The organism is Arenimonas terrae, assembly GCF_006265115.1.
Taxonomy (GTDB): domain Bacteria; phylum Pseudomonadota; class Gammaproteobacteria; order Xanthomonadales; family Xanthomonadaceae; genus Arenimonas; species Arenimonas terrae.
The window spans coordinates 167,264-185,303 of the sequence record NZ_SMDR01000001.1; the positions used below are offsets into that span (position 1 = coordinate 167,264).

General features: G+C 70.8%; 15 protein-coding genes. 14 read left to right on the top strand and 1 reads right to left on the bottom strand.

Translation table 11 applies throughout. The annotated features are described in order from the left end of the window. Positions 1 to 9 precede the first annotated feature (9 nt). The 11 genes from prmB to E1B00_RS00875 all read left to right on the top strand — a co-directional run bounded on the left by prmB (position 10) and on the right by E1B00_RS00875 (position 13,094). Entirely contained in the window at positions 10 to 930 is a 921-nt protein-coding gene (gene prmB, locus E1B00_RS00825) for a 50S ribosomal protein L3 N(5)-glutamine methyltransferase (protein WP_139444775.1), read from the top strand. Positions 931 to 939: 9 nt separating this feature from the next. Further along, positions 940 to 2,040, top strand: a complete 1,101-nt coding sequence (aroC, locus tag E1B00_RS00830) for a chorismate synthase (RefSeq protein ID WP_139444776.1) — start codon at positions 940 to 942, stop codon at positions 2,038 to 2,040. A gap of 206 nt (positions 2,041 to 2,246) precedes the next feature. Next, a complete protein-coding gene (locus E1B00_RS00835; protein ID WP_139444777.1) occupies positions 2,247 to 3,266 on the top strand; it encodes an aspartate-semialdehyde dehydrogenase in 1,020 nt (339 codons plus the stop codon). Between the two features lie 80 nt (positions 3,267 to 3,346). Beyond that, the gene (locus E1B00_RS00840) at positions 3,347 to 5,686 is read left to right on the top strand and encodes a motility hub landmark protein FimV (protein WP_139444778.1); all 2,340 of its coding nucleotides are present in this window, start codon (positions 3,347 to 3,349) and stop codon (positions 5,684 to 5,686) included. A gap of 66 nt (positions 5,687 to 5,752) precedes the next feature. After that, entirely contained in the window at positions 5,753 to 6,520 is a 768-nt protein-coding gene (truA, locus tag E1B00_RS00845) for a tRNA pseudouridine(38-40) synthase TruA (RefSeq protein WP_139444779.1), read from the top strand. A gap of 597 nt (positions 6,521 to 7,117) precedes the next feature. Then, positions 7,118 to 7,753 (top strand): phosphoribosylanthranilate isomerase, encoded by a 636-nt coding sequence (locus E1B00_RS00850; RefSeq protein WP_139444780.1) that lies wholly within the window; start codon positions 7,118 to 7,120, stop codon positions 7,751 to 7,753. 1 nt (position 7,754) lies between these two features. Continuing rightward, positions 7,755 to 8,975, top strand: a complete 1,221-nt coding sequence (trpB, locus tag E1B00_RS00855; protein WP_139447615.1) for a tryptophan synthase subunit beta — start codon at positions 7,755 to 7,757, stop codon at positions 8,973 to 8,975. Continuing rightward, positions 8,972 to 9,775: a tryptophan synthase subunit alpha gene (trpA, locus tag E1B00_RS00860; RefSeq protein WP_139444781.1), complete on the top strand. Its 804-nt coding sequence runs from the start codon at positions 8,972 to 8,974 to the stop codon at positions 9,773 to 9,775. The genes trpB and trpA overlap by 4 nt, the downstream gene beginning before the upstream one ends. A 70-nt stretch (positions 9,776 to 9,845) precedes the next feature. Next, positions 9,846 to 10,730, top strand: a complete 885-nt coding sequence (accD, locus tag E1B00_RS00865) for an acetyl-CoA carboxylase, carboxyltransferase subunit beta (protein WP_139444782.1) — start codon at positions 9,846 to 9,848, stop codon at positions 10,728 to 10,730. A gap of 7 nt (positions 10,731 to 10,737) precedes the next feature. Then, positions 10,738 to 12,081, top strand: a complete 1,344-nt coding sequence (gene glmM / locus E1B00_RS00870; protein WP_139444783.1) for a phosphoglucosamine mutase — start codon at positions 10,738 to 10,740, stop codon at positions 12,079 to 12,081. Positions 12,082 to 12,155: 74 nt separating this feature from the next. Further along, complete coding sequence (locus E1B00_RS00875; protein WP_139444784.1) at positions 12,156 to 13,094, top strand: isopenicillin N synthase family dioxygenase; 939 nt, start codon at positions 12,156 to 12,158, stop codon at positions 13,092 to 13,094. Positions 13,095 to 13,240: 146 nt separating this feature from the next. Here E1B00_RS00875 and E1B00_RS00880 read toward each other — a convergent pair whose 3' ends face one another. After that, the gene (locus E1B00_RS00880; RefSeq protein WP_139444785.1) at positions 13,241 to 14,047 is read right to left on the bottom strand and encodes an SDR family NAD(P)-dependent oxidoreductase; all 807 of its coding nucleotides are present in this window, start codon (positions 14,045 to 14,047) and stop codon (positions 13,241 to 13,243) included. Positions 14,048 to 14,138: 91 nt separating this feature from the next. On the opposite strand from E1B00_RS00880, the gene E1B00_RS00885 reads away from it, so the two are divergent. Genes E1B00_RS00885 through E1B00_RS00895 form a run of 3 tightly spaced genes read left to right on the top strand, consistent with a single transcriptional unit; the run spans position 14,139 to position 18,039 of the window. Then, on the top strand, positions 14,139 to 14,819 hold the full coding sequence (locus E1B00_RS00885) for a methylamine utilization protein (protein WP_425456419.1): 681 nt from the start codon (positions 14,139 to 14,141) through the stop codon (positions 14,817 to 14,819). Further along, positions 14,819 to 17,167, top strand: a complete 2,349-nt coding sequence (locus E1B00_RS00890) for a putative bifunctional diguanylate cyclase/phosphodiesterase (protein WP_139444786.1) — start codon at positions 14,819 to 14,821, stop codon at positions 17,165 to 17,167. Before E1B00_RS00885 ends, E1B00_RS00890 begins: the two co-directional genes overlap by 1 nt. Continuing rightward, positions 17,164 to 18,039, top strand: coding sequence for a DUF3034 family protein (locus tag E1B00_RS00895; RefSeq protein WP_139444787.1), 876 nt, complete (start codon positions 17,164 to 17,166; stop codon positions 18,037 to 18,039). Before E1B00_RS00890 ends, E1B00_RS00895 begins: the two co-directional genes overlap by 4 nt. Position 18,040: the final 1 nt, after the last annotated feature.

Here is an 18,040-nt window from a genome sequence, read left to right on the forward strand (position 1 = left end):
TTCAATCACATGCCGGCCGAGCTTCAGACCATCATCGACTTCATCCGCTACGGGACCAGCCGCTTCGGCGCCGCCGGCCTGAGCTTCGGGCACAGCCACGACAACGCCCTCGACGAAGCGACCCAGCTGGTCCTGCACGCCCTGCACCTGCCGCACGACCTGGGTCCGGCCTACGGCCAGGCGCGCCTGACCGCCGACGAGAAGCAGGAAGTGCTGGCGCTGTTCTCGCGCCGCATCAACGAGCGCATTCCGGCCTGCTACCTCACCGGCGAGGCCTGGTTCGCCGGCCTGAGCTTCAAGTCCGATCCGCGCGCCCTGGTGCCGCGCTCGCCGATCGCCGAACTGATCGAAACCGGCTTCGAGCCCTGGCTCGGCGGCCGCGAGGTCCACCGCGCGCTCGACATGTGCACCGGCTCGGGCTGCATCGCGATCGCGACGGCGCACTATCACCCGCACTGGCAGGTGGACGCGGTGGACCTGAGCGAGGACGCGCTGGCCCTGGCCCGCGAGAACGTGGAGCGGCTGGACGCGCGCAACGTCCGCCTGGTCCATTCCGACCTGTTCAAGAACCTCGACGGCGAGGTCTACGACCTGATCGTCACCAATCCGCCCTACGTCACCCACGCCGAAACCGACGCACTGCCGAAGGAGTATTCGCACGAGCCCGAGATGGGCCTGCGCGCCGGCGACGACGGGCTGGACCTGGCGCTGGAGATCCTGCGCGACGCGCCGCGGCACCTGAGCGAACACGGCCTGCTGATCTGCGAGGTCGGCGAGAGCGAACGCGCCCTGGTCGAGCTGCTGCCGGAAGTGCCCTTCGCCTGGATCGAGTTCAAGGTCGGGCAGATGGGCATCTTCGTGATCGAGCGCGAAGACATCGTCGCCCACCACGCCCGCATCAAGGCGCTGGCCGATGCCCGGCGGAGCTGAGCCCGGCGCATGAGCGACAACAGCTTCGGCCGGCTGCTGCGGATCACCACCTTCGGCGAAAGCCACGGTCCGGCGATCGGCTGCGTGGTCGACGGTTGCCCGCCGGGCATCGCGATCGCGCCGGAGGATTTCCGCGCCGACCTCGACCGCCGCGCCACCGGCAAGAGCCGGCACACCTCGCAGCGCCACGAGGCCGATGAGGTCGAAATCCTCAGCGGCGTCTACGAAGGCCGCACCACCGGCACGCCGATCGGCCTGCTGGTGCGCAACACCGACGCGCGCAGCAAGGACTACGCGAAGATCGCCGAACAGTTCCGCCCCGGCCACGCCGACTACACCTACTGGCAGAAGTACGGCCTGCGCGACCCGCGCGGCGGCGGCCGCAGCTCCGCGCGCGAGACCACCATGCGCGTGGCCGCCGCGGTGATCGCCAAGAAGTGGCTGGCGGAAAAGTACGGTGTCACCGTGCGCGCCTGCGTTTCCCAGATCGCCGACCTGCGCCCGCGCGGCTTCGACTGGGCGGCGGTGGAGGGCAATGACTTCTTCTGGCCCGACGCCGGCCAGGCGGCCGAGCTCGAGGCCTACATGGACGCGCTGCGCAAGTCCGGCGATTCGGTCGGCGCGCGCGTGGAGGTGCAGGCGCTGAACGTGCCGCCGGGCTGGGGCGAGCCGGTCTACGGCAAGCTCGACGCCGAGATCGCCGCGGCCATGATGTCGATCAACGCCGTGAAGGGTGTCGAGATCGGCGCCGGCTTCGCCAGCATCGGACAGAAGGGCAGCGAGCACCGCGACCTGATGTCCCCGGCCGGCTTCGCCAGCAACCACGCCGGCGGCATCCTGGGCGGCATCAGCAGCGGCCAGGCGGTCACCTGTTCGGTCGCGTTCAAGCCCACCTCCAGCCTGCGCCTGCCGGGCGACACCGTGGACATCCACGGCCAGCCGGTCGAAGTGATCACCACCGGCCGCCACGACCCCTGCGTGGGCCTGCGCGCGCCGCCGATCTGCGAGGCCATGCTGGCCCTGGTGCTGATGGACCAGGCCCTGCGCCACCGCGCCCAGTGCGGCGACGTCGGTCCGGTGTCGCCGCGCCTGCCGGGCGGCCTGCCATGATTTCGCCCTTTTTCCGCCCGGGCCATGCCCGCAAACCGACCCAGACTTGCCGCCCGTGCGATCGAAAACGATCGCCTCGGACGGCCTGGACGACGATGCGCCCGCGCGGCGCCCTGTGTTCCCTGCCGGCCTGAGGCCGAATCCGTTCGGTGCATCCCCTCCGCGCACGACGCGGCATCCAACGAATACGAGAGAACCCCCGAACCATGAGCCAGACCTACAACGTCGCCATCGTCGGCGCCACCGGCGCCGTCGGCGAGACCATGCTGTCCATCCTGGCCGAGCGCCAGTTCCCGATCGGCCGCCTGCACCTGCTGGCCAGCGCGCGCTCGGCGGGCGAGAAGATCGACTACGGCGCGAAGAAGATCGTGGTCGAGGACCTCGCCACCTTCGACCCCAAGGGCATTCACATCGCGCTGTTCTCCGCCGGCGGTTCGGTGTCGAAGGAGTACGCGCCGAAGTTCGCCGCCGCCGGCGCGGTGGTGATCGACAACAGCTCGGCCTTCCGCTACGACGACGACGTGCCCCTGGTGGTGAGCGAAGTGAACCCCGAGGCGGCGAAGAACCGCCCGCGCGGCATCATCGCCAACCCCAACTGCTCGACCATGCAGATGCTGGTCGCGCTGGCGCCGCTGCACCGCGCCGCCGGCATCGAGCGCATCAATGTCGCCACCTACCAGTCGGTGTCCGGCGCCGGCCGCAGCGGCATGGAGGAACTGGGCAAGCAGACCGCGGCGATGCTCAACTTCCAGAACCACGAGCCGGGCAAGTTCCCGGTGCAGATCGCCTTCAACCTGATCCCTCACATCGACGAATTCCTGGACAACGGCTTCACCAAGGAAGAGATGAAGATGGTCTGGGAGACCCGCAAGATCCTGGGCGACGACAGCATCCAGGTGAATCCGACGGCGGTGCGCGTGCCGGTGTTCTACGGCCACTCCGAGGCGGTGCACCTGGAGACGCGGCGCAAGCTTACGGTGGCCGAGGCGCGCCAGCTGCTGGAGGCGGCGCCCGGCGTCGAGGTGGTGGACGAGCGCGCCGCAGGCGGCTACCCGACGCCGGTCACCCACGCCGCCGGCACCGATGCGGTCTACGTCGGCCGGCTGCGCGAGGACATCTCCCATCCTCGCGGCCTGGACCTGTGGATCGTTTCGGACAACATCCGCAAGGGCGCGGCCCTGAACGCGGTGCAGCTGGCGGAACTCGTGGTCAAAGAGCGTTGCTGACCGGTATATTCGGCGGGCATTACCGTCGGGGCCGCTGCAGGGGAGTGGTCGCGCCAGCCTTCTTCGGGGAGATTTGAAGCGTGAACATCAGGCATTTGCAGCTACCGCTGGCCTTGGCCCTGGCTCTGGGCGCCTCCAGCGCCCAGGCCCTGGGGCTGGGTCCGATCGAGGTGAAGTCCGGGCTCAACCAGCCCCTCGTCGCCGAGATCCCGATCCTGTCGGCGGCGCCGGGCGAGATCGACGAACTGGAAGTGCGCCTGGCCTCGCCCGAGGCGTTCGCGCGCGTCGGGCTGGAGCGTCCGGTCGGCCTGACTGCCAACCTGCAGATGAGCGTCGGCCGCAATGCGGCCGGCCAACCGGTGATCCGGGTCACCACGCCCGACCGCTTCAACGAACCGTTCCTGACCTTCCTGCTCGAGGCCAATTGGGGCCGCGGCAGCGTCGTGCGCGAGTTCAGCGCCCTGGTCGATCCGCCCTATATCGCGCCGGCGGTGATCCGTCCGCTCGAGGCCCCGGCGGTCGCCGTGGCGCCGGCGCCCATGCAGGCCCCGGTCGCCGAACCCGAAGCCGAGGTCGCGCCTGTCCAGCAGGATCCCGAGCCCACGCTCACCGTCACCGACAGCGAGCCCGAGCCGCTGCCGCCGGAACCGCTGCCCGAACCCGAGCCGGCGCCGGTCGCTCCCGAACCCGTCGCGGCGACACCCGAACCGACCCCGGAACCTGTCGCCGAGCCGGCGCCGACGCCGGAGCCCGCTCCCGCACCCGCCCCGGAACCGGAGCCCGTCGCCGCGGCGCCGGCCCCCGTGCCCGCGCCTGCGCCCGCACCCGCCGCCGACAGCTACGGCCCGGTCACTGAAGGCCAGACGCTGTGGAGCCTGGCCAATTCCGTCCGCCCCGATCCGTCGGTGACGGTGAACCAGATGATGCTGGCGCTGCAGCGGGCCAACCCCGAAGCCTTCATCAACGACAACATCAACCAGCTCAAGAAGGGCGCGGTGCTGCGCATCCCGGCGCGCGACGAAGTCGCCAGCCTGGGTGCCGACGAAGCCGCCGCCCTGGTGCGCGAACAGGCCGCGGCCTGGCAGTCGCGGCGCCAGCCGGTGCCGCAGCCGGCCGAATCGGTCGCCGCCGCGCCGGAGCGCGCGCCGGCCCGTCCCAGCACGCCCGCGGCCGCGCCGTCCGACGGCCGCCTGGAGATCGTGCCGCCCTCGGGCGACGAGCAGGCCGCCCGCGGCCTGCAGTCCGGCGCCAGCAGCACCGGCGGCGGCAAGGAGCTGCGCGCGGAACTGACCCAGACCCGTGAGGACCTGGCCGCGCGCGAAGCCGAAGTGTCCGAACTGCGCTCGCAGATGACCGAGCTCGAACAGCAGCAGGCCGACAGCCAGCGCCTGATCGAACTGCAGAACAGCAAGCTCAAGTCGCTGCAGGAGCGCCTGGGCGAGGACGTCGCCGCCGCCAGCCCGGCGCCGGTCGCGGCCGCCGATCCGGCCGCCGCGGCCAGCCCCGTGCCGGCGTCCCCGGCCGTCGGGCCGGCGCCCTGGTACCTCAACCCTTTCCTGCTCGGCGGTGGCGGCCTCGTCCTGCTCGGCGGCCTGGTGCTGGCGCTGCGCGGGCGCCGCTCCGCCAGCCCGGTGCCGGTGGTCAGCCGCCGCATCTCCGACGACGACGCCCTGCACGCCAGCCTGGCCGGCACGCGCGCGGCGGTGGTGGAAGCGGAGGACGAGGACGACTCCGAGCTTGCCGCCGGCGATCCGGAGCTGGCACGCCTGCGCGGCAATGTCGAGGCGCATCCCGAGGACCTCGAGGCGCATATCAGCCTGCTGCGCCACTACTACGCCAAGGGCGAGACCACCGCCTACGAGATCGCGGCGCAGGCCATGCGCATCCGCGTGCGCAGCACGCTCGACCCGCGCTGGCGCGAGGCCGTGGTGATGGGCGTGGCGCTGTCGCCGTCCAACCCGCTGTTCAGCCAGGCCGGCTGGAACACGCCTAAGTTCGGCGACACCGGCGTGATCCCGGCCACCGCCAAGGCCGCGCCGCCCGCCGCCGCGCCCACGCCGGCACCGGCACCGGCACCGGCACCGGCACCGATCGCCGCCCCGACCCCCGTCGCCGCTCCGGCACCGGTGGTCGCGCCCGAGCCCGCCCCGATCGTGGCCTCCGAGCCCGACCTGGACATCGACTTCGAGCCGGTGGCGGTCGACATCCCGGGCCACGACGGTTTCACCGACGACTTCAGCGCGGCTCCGGCCGAACAGGCCGGCGACGACGACGGCAGCGAGACCAAGATCGAGCTGGCCAAGGCCTACCTGGACATCGGCGACATCGACGGCGCCAAGGGCATGCTCGAGGAAGTGCTGGCCGAAGCCGGCCCGGCAGGCCGCGCCGAAGCGCAGCGGCTGCTCAAGGAAATCGGCTAACCTCGCGCTCCGACCTCGAAGGCAGAACGAAGGGCCGGGGCAACCCGGCCCTTCACATTTCACGGCATGCGCTACGCACTCGGCATCGAATACGACGGCAGCGGCTTCCAGGGCTGGCAGCGGCTGAGCCATGGCGCCTCGGTGCAGGCGGCGGTGGAGGCGGCGCTGTCGTTCGTGGTCGACCATCCGCTCGAGGTGGTCTGCGCCGGCCGCACCGACAGCGGCGTGCACGCGCGCTGCCAGGTGGTGCATTTCGACACCGAAGCGGTGCGCACGCCGTACGCGCTGCAGCAGGGCGGCAACAGCCGGCTTCCCGGCGGCGTGGCGGTGCTGTGGTGCCAGCCGATGCCGCAGGATTTCCACGCCCGCTATTCCGCGCGCGCGCGCCGCTACCGCTACACGATCCTCAACCGGAAGATCCGTCCGGCCATGCAGCGCGAGTACCTGACCTGGGAGCGCCAGCCGCTGGACGCCGAGGCCATGCACCGGGCGGCGCAGGCCCTGGTCGGCGAGCACGATTTCAGCGCCTTCCGGACGGTGCACTGCCAGGCGCCGCACCCCAATCGAAACGTGCACGACATCAGCGTGCGCCGCGAGGACGACCGGGTCATCGTCGAAGTCCAGGCCAACGCCTTCCTGCACCACATGGTCCGCAATTTTGTCGGCAGCCTGCTGCCGGTCGGGCGGGGCGAGCAGCCCGAGGCCTGGGTCGGCCAGCTGCTCGCCGGCCGCGACCGCATCGTCGCCGGGCCCACGGCGCCCTCCAACGGCCTGGTCTTCCTCGGCCCGCGCTATCCGGCCGAATGGTCTCTGCCGGCCGAAGTCACCCTCTGACCCTTCGCGCTTGCGTTCGCAAGCAGGTCCCGTGCTCGGTTTCTTGGGTTCGTCTGGCGCCGGGATCGATCCTGGCGATAGGCCGCCGTACGTGAGGGCTCTTCCCGGGGACGCCGTGAATCCATCCATGGAGGCTCTTCGAAAACGTCCCTGTTTTCGAAGCCCCGGGAAGAGCCCTCACGCACGACGGCCTGCGGACCATCCGGGCCGGGCTATTGAGCTTTAAAAGCTCGCGTTGGCGATACCTTCGGCATCCCCGCCGTTAACTTGCGGCTTGTCCAAACCTGCCAAAAAACGCCGATTCCGGCCCGTCTGCGAGCTTTCGTGCCTTCTGGGGGCACGCGCTTGTCCCATCGGCTTGCGACACCGCTCCGTGGCGACGACGTAGACAAGAGGGGGTACCTGAAGTGGAGGGCAGGATGCCCGCAACGGCCGCGAGTGAGTTGGGCAGGATGCCGCTCACGCCCGAGCGGGCAGGGACCCCCTCTTGTCTGCGGCGGCGCACGCCGGATCAACCGGAAACGAGCAAGTGACCTACTTGCGCCAAAAGCGCAAGCGCTGACGGGATGAACACGGGGGAGGGACTACAATGCCGCCATGAGGACCCGGATCAAATTCTGCGGGCTGACCCGCCCGGGAGACGTCCGCCTGGCGGTGGAACTGGGCGTGGACGCCCTGGGCTTTGTGTTCGCCGCGGCCAGCCCCCGCCGACTGGCCCCAGAGCAACTAGAGGGCCTGCGCCAGGCCGTGCCGCCCCTGGTGAATGTGGTGGCCCTGTTCATGGACAACCCGGGCAGCGAAGTCGCGTCGGCCATCAAGGCCCTGCGGCCGACCCTGCTGCAGTTCCATGGCGCCGAAGACGAAGCCTTCTGCCGCGGCTTCGGCCTGCCCTTCATCAAGACCGTGCCGATGGGGCAGGGCGCCGACGATGCGGCCCTGGCGCGGAAACGCTACCCTTCGGCCAGTGCCTTCCTGCTCGATGGCCATGGCCCCGGCCAGCCCGGCGGCCGCGGCGAGCGCTTCGACTGGACCACCGTACCGCCCCTGGGCCGGCCGATCTTCCTGGCCGGCGGCCTGACGCCAGCCAACATCGGCCAGGCCATCCGCACCGTGCGGCCCTATGCGGTGGACGTGTCGAGCGGCATCGAGAGCGCGCCGGGCCTGAAGGACGGCGAAAAAATGCAGCAGTTCGTGGACGAGGTAAGACGTGCAGACCGCAACATCGCCGAATGACATTCCCGCCGCCGCCGACATCGCCGATTTCTCCGCATGGCCCGACGCCGCGGGGCATTTCGGCCGCTACGGCGGCGTGTTCGTCTCCGAGACCCTGATCGAGCCCCTGCGCGAGCTCGAGGCGGCGTACGAGAAATACCGCAACGACCCCGAATTCCTGGCCGAACTGCAGAACGACTACCGTCACTACGTCGGCCGGCCGAGCCCGGTCTACGAAGCCGCGCGGCTGTCGAAGCATGTGGGCGGTGCGCGCATCCTGCTCAAGCGCGAGGACCTGAACCACACCGGCGCGCACAAGATCAACAACACCATCGGCCAGGCCATGCTGGCGCGCCGCATGGGCAAGACCCGCATCATCGCCGAAACCGGCGCCGGCCAGCACGGCGTCGCCAGCGCCACCGTCGCCGCGCGCCTGGGCCTGGAGTGCGTGGTCTACATGGGCTCGACCGACATCGAGCGGCAGGCGCCGAACGTGTTCCGCATGAAGCTGCTCGGCGCCACGGTGGTGCCCGTGACCTCGGGCAGCAAGACGCTCAAGGACGCGCTGAACGAGGCGATGCGCGACTGGGTCAGCAACGTGCACGACACCTTCTACATCATCGGTACCGTGGCCGGCCCGCATCCGTACCCGAAGCTGGTGCGCGATTTCAACGCAGTGGTCGGCAAGGAGGCGCGCGCGCAGATGCTGGAACAGTACGGCCGGCTGCCCGACGCCGTGACTGCCTGCGTCGGCGGCGGCAGCAACGCCATCGGCATCTTCCACGCCTTCCTCAACGACCGCTCGGTGCGTATCGTCGGCGCCGAAGCGGCCGGCGACGGCATCGCGACCGGCCGCCACGCGGCGTCGCTGTCGGCAGGGCGCCCGGGCGTGCTGCACGGCAACCGGACCTACGTGATCTGCGACGACGACGGCCAGATCACCGAAACCCACTCCATCTCCGCCGGCCTGGATTATCCGGGCGTCGGCCCCGAGCACGCCTTCCTGAAGGACAGCGGCCGCGGCGAATACGTCGGCGTCACCGACGACGAGGCGATGGAGGCCTTCCACCTGCTGGCGCGCACCGAGGGCATCCTGGCCGCGCTCGAATCCAGCCACGCCGTCGCCCAGGCCATGAAGCTGGCGCGGGAACTGCCCAGGGATGCGCTGGTGCTGTGCAACCTCAGCGGCCGCGGCGACAAGGACATCTTCACCATCGCGCGCCGCGAGGGCATCGAACTGTGAGCAACCGCATCGCGATCCGCTTCGCCGCCCTGCAGGCCGCGAAGCGCAAGGCCCTGGTGCCCTTCGTCACCGCCGGCGATCCCTCGCTCGAGGCCACGGTTCCGGTGATGCACGCACTGGTGAAGGCCGGTGCCGACGTGCTCGAGCTCGGCGTGCCGTTCTCCGACCCGATGGCCGACGGCCCGGTGATCCAGCGCAGCTCGGAACGCGCGATCGAGCGCGGTGCCGGCCTGCGCTACGTGCTGGAAGCCGTCGCCGCCTTCCGCCGCGGCGACCGCGATACGCCGGTGGTGCTGATGGGCTACCTCAACCCGGTCGAGATGCGTGGCGCCACGGCGTTCGCGCAGGCCGCCGCCGAGGCCGGCGTCGACGGCGTGCTGCTGGTGGACCTGCCGCCGGAAGAGGCGGGCCCGACCCGCGCCGCCTTCAATGCCGCCGGACTGCAGCTGATCTCGCTGGTGGCGCCGACGACCTCGCCGGCGCGGCTGGCGCGCGCCGCCACCGAATCGCAGGGTTACCTGTATTACGTCTCCTTCGCCGGCGTCACCGGCGCGGGCAAGCTCGACACCGGCGAGGTTCTGGCCAAGGCCGGCGAACTGCGCCGCCTGGCGACGGTGCCGGTGCTGGTCGGTTTTGGCATCCGCGACGCGGCCTCCGCCGCGGCGCTGGCGCCCGCCGCCGACGGCGTGGTGGTGGGCAGCGCCCTGGTCGAGGCCCTGGCCGCCGCGGACTCGCCGGACGACGCCGCGGCCCGCGCCGCGGCCTTCCTGGCCCCGCTGCGCGCGGCCCTGGACGCCTGACCGGGCCGGGGCCTGCCGGTTCCGGGCTTTCCGGCTAAACTGCGTGGCCCATAACTAGACCGGTGTCCGAATGAGCTGGCTGACCAAATTGATGCCCTCCCGCATCCGCACCCAGGGTGGCGGCAAACGCGCCGTGCCCGAGGGCCTGTGGGAGAAGTGCGACAAGTGCGGCGCGGCGCTGTACGGCCCCGAGCTCGAGAAGAACCTGCGGGTCTGCCCCAAGTGCAGCCACCACATGAGCATCGGCGCCCGCGAGCGCCTGATCGCCTTCCTGGACGACGACAGCGGCGAGGAGATCGGCGCCGCGCTCGGCCCCGTGGACGCGCTGCACTTCAAGGACCAGAAGAAGTACGCCGACCGCATCAAGGCTTCGCAGAAGGCGACCGGCGAGCGCGACGCCCTGGTCGCCGTGCAGGGTCAGCTCAAGGGCCGGCCGATCTGCGTGGCGGCGTTCGAGTTCCGCTACATGGGCGGTTCGATGGGTTCGGTGGTCGGCGAGCGCTTCGCGCTGGCGGCCGAACGCGCGCTCGAACTCGGCTGCCCCTTCGTCAGCTTCTCGGCCACCGGCGGCGCGCGCATGCAGGAAGGCCTGTTCTCGCTGATGCAGATGGCCAAGACCTCGGCGGCCTTGGGCCGCCTGCGCGCGGCGGGCCTGCCCTTCATCTCGGTGCTGACGCACCCGACCACCGGCGGCGTGTCGGCCTCGTTCGCGATGCTCGGCGACATCAACATCGGCGAGCCGCAGGCGCTGATCGGCTTCGCCGGTCCGCGCGTGATCGAGCAGACCGTGCGCGAGACCCTGCCCGAAGGCTTCCAGCGCTCCGAGTTCCTGCTCGACCACGGCGCGCTCGACCTGATCGTCGATCGCCGCCAGATGCGCGACAAGCTCGCCGCGCTGTTGGCCCTGATGATGCGCCAGCCGGCCCCGGCGGCCGATCCGGCCCCCGCCGCCTGAGGTAACGATGAGCGCACGAAAGTATTTCGGCACCGACGGTATCCGCGGCCGGGTCGGGCAATACCCGATTTCGGCGGATTTCATGCTTCGCCTGGGCGCCGCCGCGGGACGGGTGCTGGCGGGCGAGGGCAAGGAACACGCCATCGTCGTCATCGGCAAGGACACCCGCATTTCCGGCTACATGTTCGAGGCGGCGCTGGAGGCCGGCCTGGTCGCGGCCGGCGCCGACGTGCGCATGCTCGGCCCGATGCCGACCCCGGCCGTGGCCTACCTGACCCGCTCGCTGCGCGCCGATGCCGGCATCGTCATCAGCGCCTCGCACAATCCGCACCATGACAACGGCATCAAGTTCTTCTCGTCCCAGGGCGAGAAGCTGGGCGACGCGGTCGAAGCGGCGATCGAAGCCGAACTCGAGCGCGAGTTCAGCACCGTCGCCTCCGAATACCTGGGCAAGGCCTCGCGGATCGGCGACGCGATGGCCCGTTACGCCGAATTCTGCAAGTCCACCGTGCCCGACGACTTCGTTCTGGACGGGATGAAGATCGTGCTCGACTGTGCCCACGGCGCGACCTACCAGGTGGCGCCGCGGGTGTTCTCGGAGCTTGGTGCGGCCGTGGAGGCCATCGGCGCCGAACCCGACGGCCTGAACATCAACAACGGCGTCGGCTCGACCCATCCCGAGGCCCTGATGGCCCGCGTGCGCGAAACCGGCGCCGACCTGGGCATCGCCTTCGACGGCGACGGCGACCGGGTGCTGATGGTGGACGGGCAGGGCCGCCTGGTGGACGGCGACGGCCTGATCTGGGTGCTTGCCAACGACTGGCACGCCAGCGGCCGCCTGCGCGGCCCGGTGGTCGGCACCCTGATGACCAATTACGCGATGGAGCGGGCGCTGGGCGAACGCGGCATCGGCTTCGTGCGCGCCCGGGTCGGCGACCGCTACGTGCACCAGGCCCTGGTCGAGGGCGACGGCGTGCTCGGCGGCGAAGCCTCCGGCCACCTGCTGTGCCTGGACCGCGCCAGCACCGGCGACGCCATCGTCAGCGCCCTGCAGGTGCTGGAGGTGCTGCGACGCAGCGGAAAAACCCTGGCCGAAGCGCTTGCCGGCTACGAGCCGCTGCCGCAGCAGACCGTGAACGTGCGCGTTGCCCCGGGCGTGAAGCCGCTCGAGCACGCCGCCGTCCAGGCCGCGCGCGCCGAGGCCGAAGCCGCGCTGTCCGGCCGCGGCCGGCTGGTGCTGCGCCCCTCGGGTACCGAACCGGTGGTGCGCGTCACCGTCGAGGCCGACGACGGCCAGCTGATGCGGCAGGTGCTCGATCGCCTGGCCGAGGCCGTGCGCGCCGCCGCTTGAGCCGCATCAAGGCGTCGTCGCCCGGCCGGGACTAGACTGGCGCCATTCCCCGAACCGAACCGGAAGACGCCGCCGTGACCTCCCGAATCCCGACCCTCGACATCCAGCGCTACGACACCGACCGCGAAGCCTTCGTCGCCGAACTCGGCGCCGCCTATCGCGAGTGGGGTTTCGCCGGCATCCGCAACCACGGCATCCCGCAGGCGCAGATCGACCGCGCCTACGCCGTGTTCCAGGAGTTCTTCGCGCTGCCGGACGAGACCAAGCGCAAGTACCACGTGCCCGGCGGCGGCGGCGCCCGCGGCTACACGCCCTTCGGCATCGAGACGGCCAAGGGCGCCAAGTATTTCGACCTCAAGGAGTTCTGGCACGTCGGCCGCGAGATCCCGCGCGACAGCAAGTACGCCGACGTGATGCCGCCGAACCTGTGGCCGGCGGAAGTGCCCGCGTTCAAGGAAGTGGCGTACGGCCTTTACCAGGCCCTCGACGACCTCGGCTCGCGCGTGCTCAGCGCGCTGGCCCTGCACATCGACCTGCCCGAGGACTACTTCGCCGACAAGACCAACTTCGGCAACTCGATCCTGCGGCCGATCCACTACCCGCCGATCACCGCCGACGACATCCCGAACGTGCGCGCCGGCGCCCACGAGGACATCAACTTCATCACCCTGCTGGTCGGCGCCAGCGCCGCCGGCCTGGAAGTGCTGTCGAAGAAGGGCGAGTGGGTGCCGTTCACCTCCGACGCCGACACCATCGTGGTCAACATCGGCGACATGCTGCAGCGCCTCACCAACCACGTGTACCCGTCCACCACCCACCGCGTGGTGAACCCGCCGGGCGAGGCGGCGCGCAAGCCGCGCTATTCCACCCCGTATTTCCTGCACCCGAACCCCGACTTCCTGATCAAGACGCTGCCCCAGTGCGTCAGCGCCGACAATCCCGACCGCTACCCGACGCCCATCACCGGCCACGAGTACCTCATGGAGCGGCTTCGCGAGATCAAGCTGGTCTGAACCGAGCGTGTTCCCGCGGGTGGCCCGGTCGCCCGTTGTTGGAAAGCCCCCTTGGTAAGGGGGCGCGCCGAAGGCGCGGGGATCGGCAGGTGAGCTGGGGGCCCGCGGTTCGCGAAGCGAATCGTGGGGATTGACGCGAACCCGCGTCAATCAGCGTCGCGGAAGTCTTTTGAACGGGAGCCGATGAGGGCGCTCGCCAGCCAGTTCGGCAAGTACTTCGACAAGGCCGCGATCACGTTGTTGGCCTTGCCGGTGACGATGCGCGGTTTGCCGGCCTCGACGGCGTCCACGCCCAGCTTCGCCACCTGGTCGCTGGTCAGCCACAGGCCCTTGGGCAGCTTGTTGACCTTGTCGCGCATGCCATTGACATCGTGGAACTCGGTATAGGTCATGCCGGGGCAGACGGCGGTGACGTGCACGCCGCGGGTGCGGCATTCCTGGTTCAGTGTCTCGGAGAAACGGATCAGCCAGAGTTTGGTCGCGCCGTAGAGCGTGTGGCCGGCGGTCGCCGGCACCAGGCCGGCGAGCGAGGCGACGTTGAGGATTCGGCCGCGGCCCGCGGCTTCCATCGCCGGCAGGTACAGGTGGGTGAGCTGGGCCACCGAGGTCATCAGCACCTGCAGGAAATCGGCGTGGGTCTTCCAGTCGGCCGACAGGTAGCGGCCCGGGGTGCCGAAGCCGGCATTGTTCACCAGCGTGTCCACGAACAGCCCGCGCGCCCGCGTTTCCTCGAACAGGCGCTGGGGTGTGGCCGGGTCGGCCAGGTCGGCGGCGATCACCACGCAAGGCGCCTGGGCGGAAAGTTCGGCCGCGAGCGCCTCCAGCCGCTCGGCCCGGCGCGCGACCAGGACCAGCGGCTTGCCGCGGCGGGCGTATTCGCGGGCGATGGCGGCGCCGATGCCGCTGGAGGCGCCGGTGATCAGGGCGTAGCCGGGGGTCGTCGGGCTGGGCATGGGGCGGTCCGTTCGGGGGCTTCGCGCCATTATCACTTGCTCCGGGCGCTAATCGGCCGACATTTCGGCGACAGGCCCAACAGGGGGTGCCATGGAGCCAGGCAGAAGCTTTCGCAACACCGGCGGCCGATGGCTGTGTCTTTGGCTGTCGCTGTTGGCGTCGGCCCCGCTGCCGGCGGCCACGCTGCAGGTTCGCGTGGACGACGGCATGGCGCCGATCGCCGACGCGGTGGCGAGCCTGCACGCTGACGCGCGGCCTGCGGCACCGGGCACCCGCGCGGTGATGGACCAGCGCGACACCACCTTCGTGCCGGGCGTGCTGCCGGTGCAGGCGGGCACGGCGGTGAGTTTCCCGAACAGCGACCGGGTGCAGCACCAGGTGTATTCGTTCTCGGCCGCCAAGCCCTTCGAACTGCCGCTGTACGCGGGCACGCCGCTGGAGCCGGTGCGCTTCGACACACCGGGCGTCGTGGTCGTGGGCTGCAACATCCACGACTGGATGATCGGCCACATCGTCGTGCTCGACACGCCGCACTTCGGCAAGACCGACGCCCAGGGCCTCGTACGCCTGCAGGCGCCGCCCGGCACCTACCGGCTGCAGGTCTGGCATGCGCGTCTGGCCGCGCCGTTCGAGCGCACCGTGAGCCTGGCCGAAGGCGCCGCCGGGCAGGCGGTGACACTGGCGCTGGGGCCGCCTCCACCCGAGCGTCGCGGCAACGAGCGCCTGCGCGCGCTGCAGGAAAAGCTGCGCAGCCTCAAGCGGGAACCCTGATGCGTTCGCGCCTGCAGAGCAAGATCATCGCGCTGCTGATCCTGGTCGTGCTGGCGGCCCAGCTGGCCACCTTCGCCGTGGTGCACGTGGCCACCGAACGCAGCGTCAGCCGCCAGCTGTCCGAGGAGCTGCTGGTCGGCGAGCGGGTCTGGCAGCGCTTCTACGACAACCGCAGCAGCCAGCTGCTGGAGACCGCCTTGGTGCTGGCGGACGATTTCGGCTTCAAGGCCGCGGTGGCCAGCGGGGACCGCGCGACCATGGAGTCGGCGCTGCGCAACCAGGCCAGCCGCATCGGTGCCGACGCGGCCCTGCTGCTCAGCCCGGACGGACAGTGGCAGGCCGGCCTGGCCGACAGCGGCACGCCCGAGGCGCAGCGGGCGGCGATCGCACCGATGTTGGCGGACGCGCGCGAACAGGGCTTCGCGCTGTCCGTGATACCGATGGCGGGACGGCTGCGGGTGATGGCCCTGCTGCCGGTGATGGCGCCAAACCAGATCGCCTGGGTGGCGATCGGCTCGGACTTCGGCGACGCCTATGCCGGCGATTTCCGCGCCCTGACCCGGCTGGACGCCAGCTTCGTCCGGCGCGAGTCCGGCCGGCTCGCCGTGTACGCCTCGAGCCTGCCGGCACCGGCGCGGACTTCGCTGGAAGCGCTGGTGGCGGACGACCTTCGGCCGGACAAGTCCATCCGCCAGCTCGAACTCGGCGCCGGCCAGTACTTCGTGCTGGCCGAATCGCTGCCCGGCGCCGGGGACGAGCCTGTGATGGTCCTGCTGCAGGGATCCCTGGACCAGGCGATGGCGCCCTACGGCGCGCTCAAGGCCAGGATCCTGCTGCTGTCGGGGCTGGCGGCGCTGATCGCAGTGATCGTCGCGGTTCTGGTCGGCCGCGGCATCAGCCGGCCGGTCACGCGGCTGGCGGAGGCCGCGCAGCGCATCCAGTCCGGCGACTACTCGCAGCCGGTGGCGGAGGAGCGCGGCCGCGACGAAATTTCCGGGCTGTCCAATGCTTTCGGGCTGATGCAGCGCGGCATCGCGGCGCGCGAGGAGCGCATCCTGCACCAGGCCAACCACGACGGGCTGACCGGCCTGCCCAACCGCAGCCATGCCCGCGACCGGCTCGAGCAGGCGATCGCCGGGCCATCCGCCGAGCGCTGCTGCGCGGTGCTGATGCTCGACCTGGACCGGTTCAAGGAAATCAACGACACCCTGGGCCACGGCTTCGGCGACCAGGTGCTGCGCGAAGTGGCGAAACGGCTGCGCCAGGCGGTGCGTCCCGAGGACATGGTGGCGCGCCTGGGCGGCGACGAATTCATGGTGCTGATGCAGGACGTCGAACGCGAGCACGCGCCGCGCCGGGCCCGCGCCCTGCTCGAGCACCTGCGGCTGCCGCTGGACCTGCCGTCGACCCGCATCAACCTCGACTGCAGCATCGGCATGGTGCTGCACCCGGACCACGGCGCCGACGCCCAGACCCTGCTGCGCCGCGCCGACATCGCGCTTTACGACGCCAAGCAGGCGCGCAGCGGTGTCGCCGTCTACGAACCCGGGCGGGACGAGGTGCACCTGCGCCAGTTGACCCTGATGGGCGACCTGCGCCAGTCGCTCGTCCGCGGCCAGCTCAGCCTGCGTTTCCAGCCCAAGGTGGACCTGGCCACGCGCCAGGTGAAACACGCCGAGGCCCTGCTGCGCTGGCGTCACGATGACCTCGGCGCGATTCCGCCGGACGAGTTCATCCCGCTCGCCGAGCGCTCCGGCTTCGTGCACGAGCTGACCCGGTTCGTGCTGGAGCAGGCGCTGCAGCAGAACAGCCTTTGGCGCGAGCAGGGCCTGGACCTGGGCGTGGCGGTGAATCTTTCGGCCATGGACCTGATGGACGCGGACCTGCCCGACTTCATCCAGGCCTGCCTGCGCCGGCACCGGGTGCCGCCGCCGAGGCTCATCCTGGAGGTGACCGAGAGCGCGCTGATGCGCGACGTCGACTACGCCGTGCGCATGCTGCACCGGCTGCGCGCCTCCGGGCTGCGCCTGGCCATCGACGACTTCGGCACCGGTTATTCGTCCCTGGCCCAGCTCAAGCGGCTGCCGGTGGACGAGCTGAAGATCGACAAGAGCTTCGTGACGCAGATGACCGAAGGCAGCGACGATGCGGTGATCGTGCGCTCGACGATCGAGCTCGGGCACAACATGGGGCTGTCGGTGATCGCCGAGGGCGTCGAGAACGACTCCAGCCTGGTCCTGCTCGAGCGCTACCGCTGCGACATGGTCCAGGGCTATCTGTTCAGCGCTCCGCTGGAGGGCGGGGCATTGATGGACTGGTGCCGCAACTTCGCCGGGGCCGAGGCATGAAGGCACCGACCGTGCGCAGGGTTGGGGTCAGCGTGCTGGCCCTGCTGGCCGGCCTGCCACTCGCGGCCCTGGCCGGCGACGGGCGGCTGCTGGCCACCGGCGGCGCCAGCCAGGTGGAGGGGGCCGCCGGGGGTGGCCTCGTGCCCTGGGCCGTGCTGGCCGGGTACGGCACCCGCGACCAGAACGGCGGCACCGCCTTCTACACTCGGGTGGACACCGGGGACTACGCCCTGGATGCCTATGGCGCCGCCTGGACGTTCCGGAATCGACTGGAACTCTCCATCGCCCGCCAGCGCTTCGACCTGGGCGAGCTGCAGCGGCGGCTGGCGCTGCCCTGGGATGCGCTCGAGCAGGACGTCTTCGGCGCCAAACTGCGCCTCGGCGGCGACCTGGTGTACACGGCGATGCCCCAGGTCAGCCTTGGCGTGCAGCACAAGCGCCTGCGCGATGGGCGCCTGCCGCTGGCGGTGGGGGCCCGGGACGAGGCCGGCACCGACGTCTACCTGAGCGCGAGCAAGCTGCTGCTTGATGCCGCTGCCGGCCACCAGCTGCTGCTCAACGCCACCCTGCGTTCGACCCGGGCCAACCAGATGGGCCTGCTGGGCCACGGCGGCGACCGCCGGGGCGGACGGTCGCTGGTGTTCGAGGGCTCGGCGGCGGTGGTCTGGGACCCGGGCTGGGCGGTCGGGGTCGAGTTCCGCCAGAAGCCCGACAACCTGGGCTTCGCCGGCGAGGACGACTGGGTCGACGTCTTCGTGGCCTGGTTCCCGAACAAACACGTCGCCGTCGTGGCGGCCTGGGCCGACCTGGGCTCGATCGCCGGCCTGGACGGGCAGGGCGGCCCCTACCTCTCCGTCCAGCTGAGCTACTGAG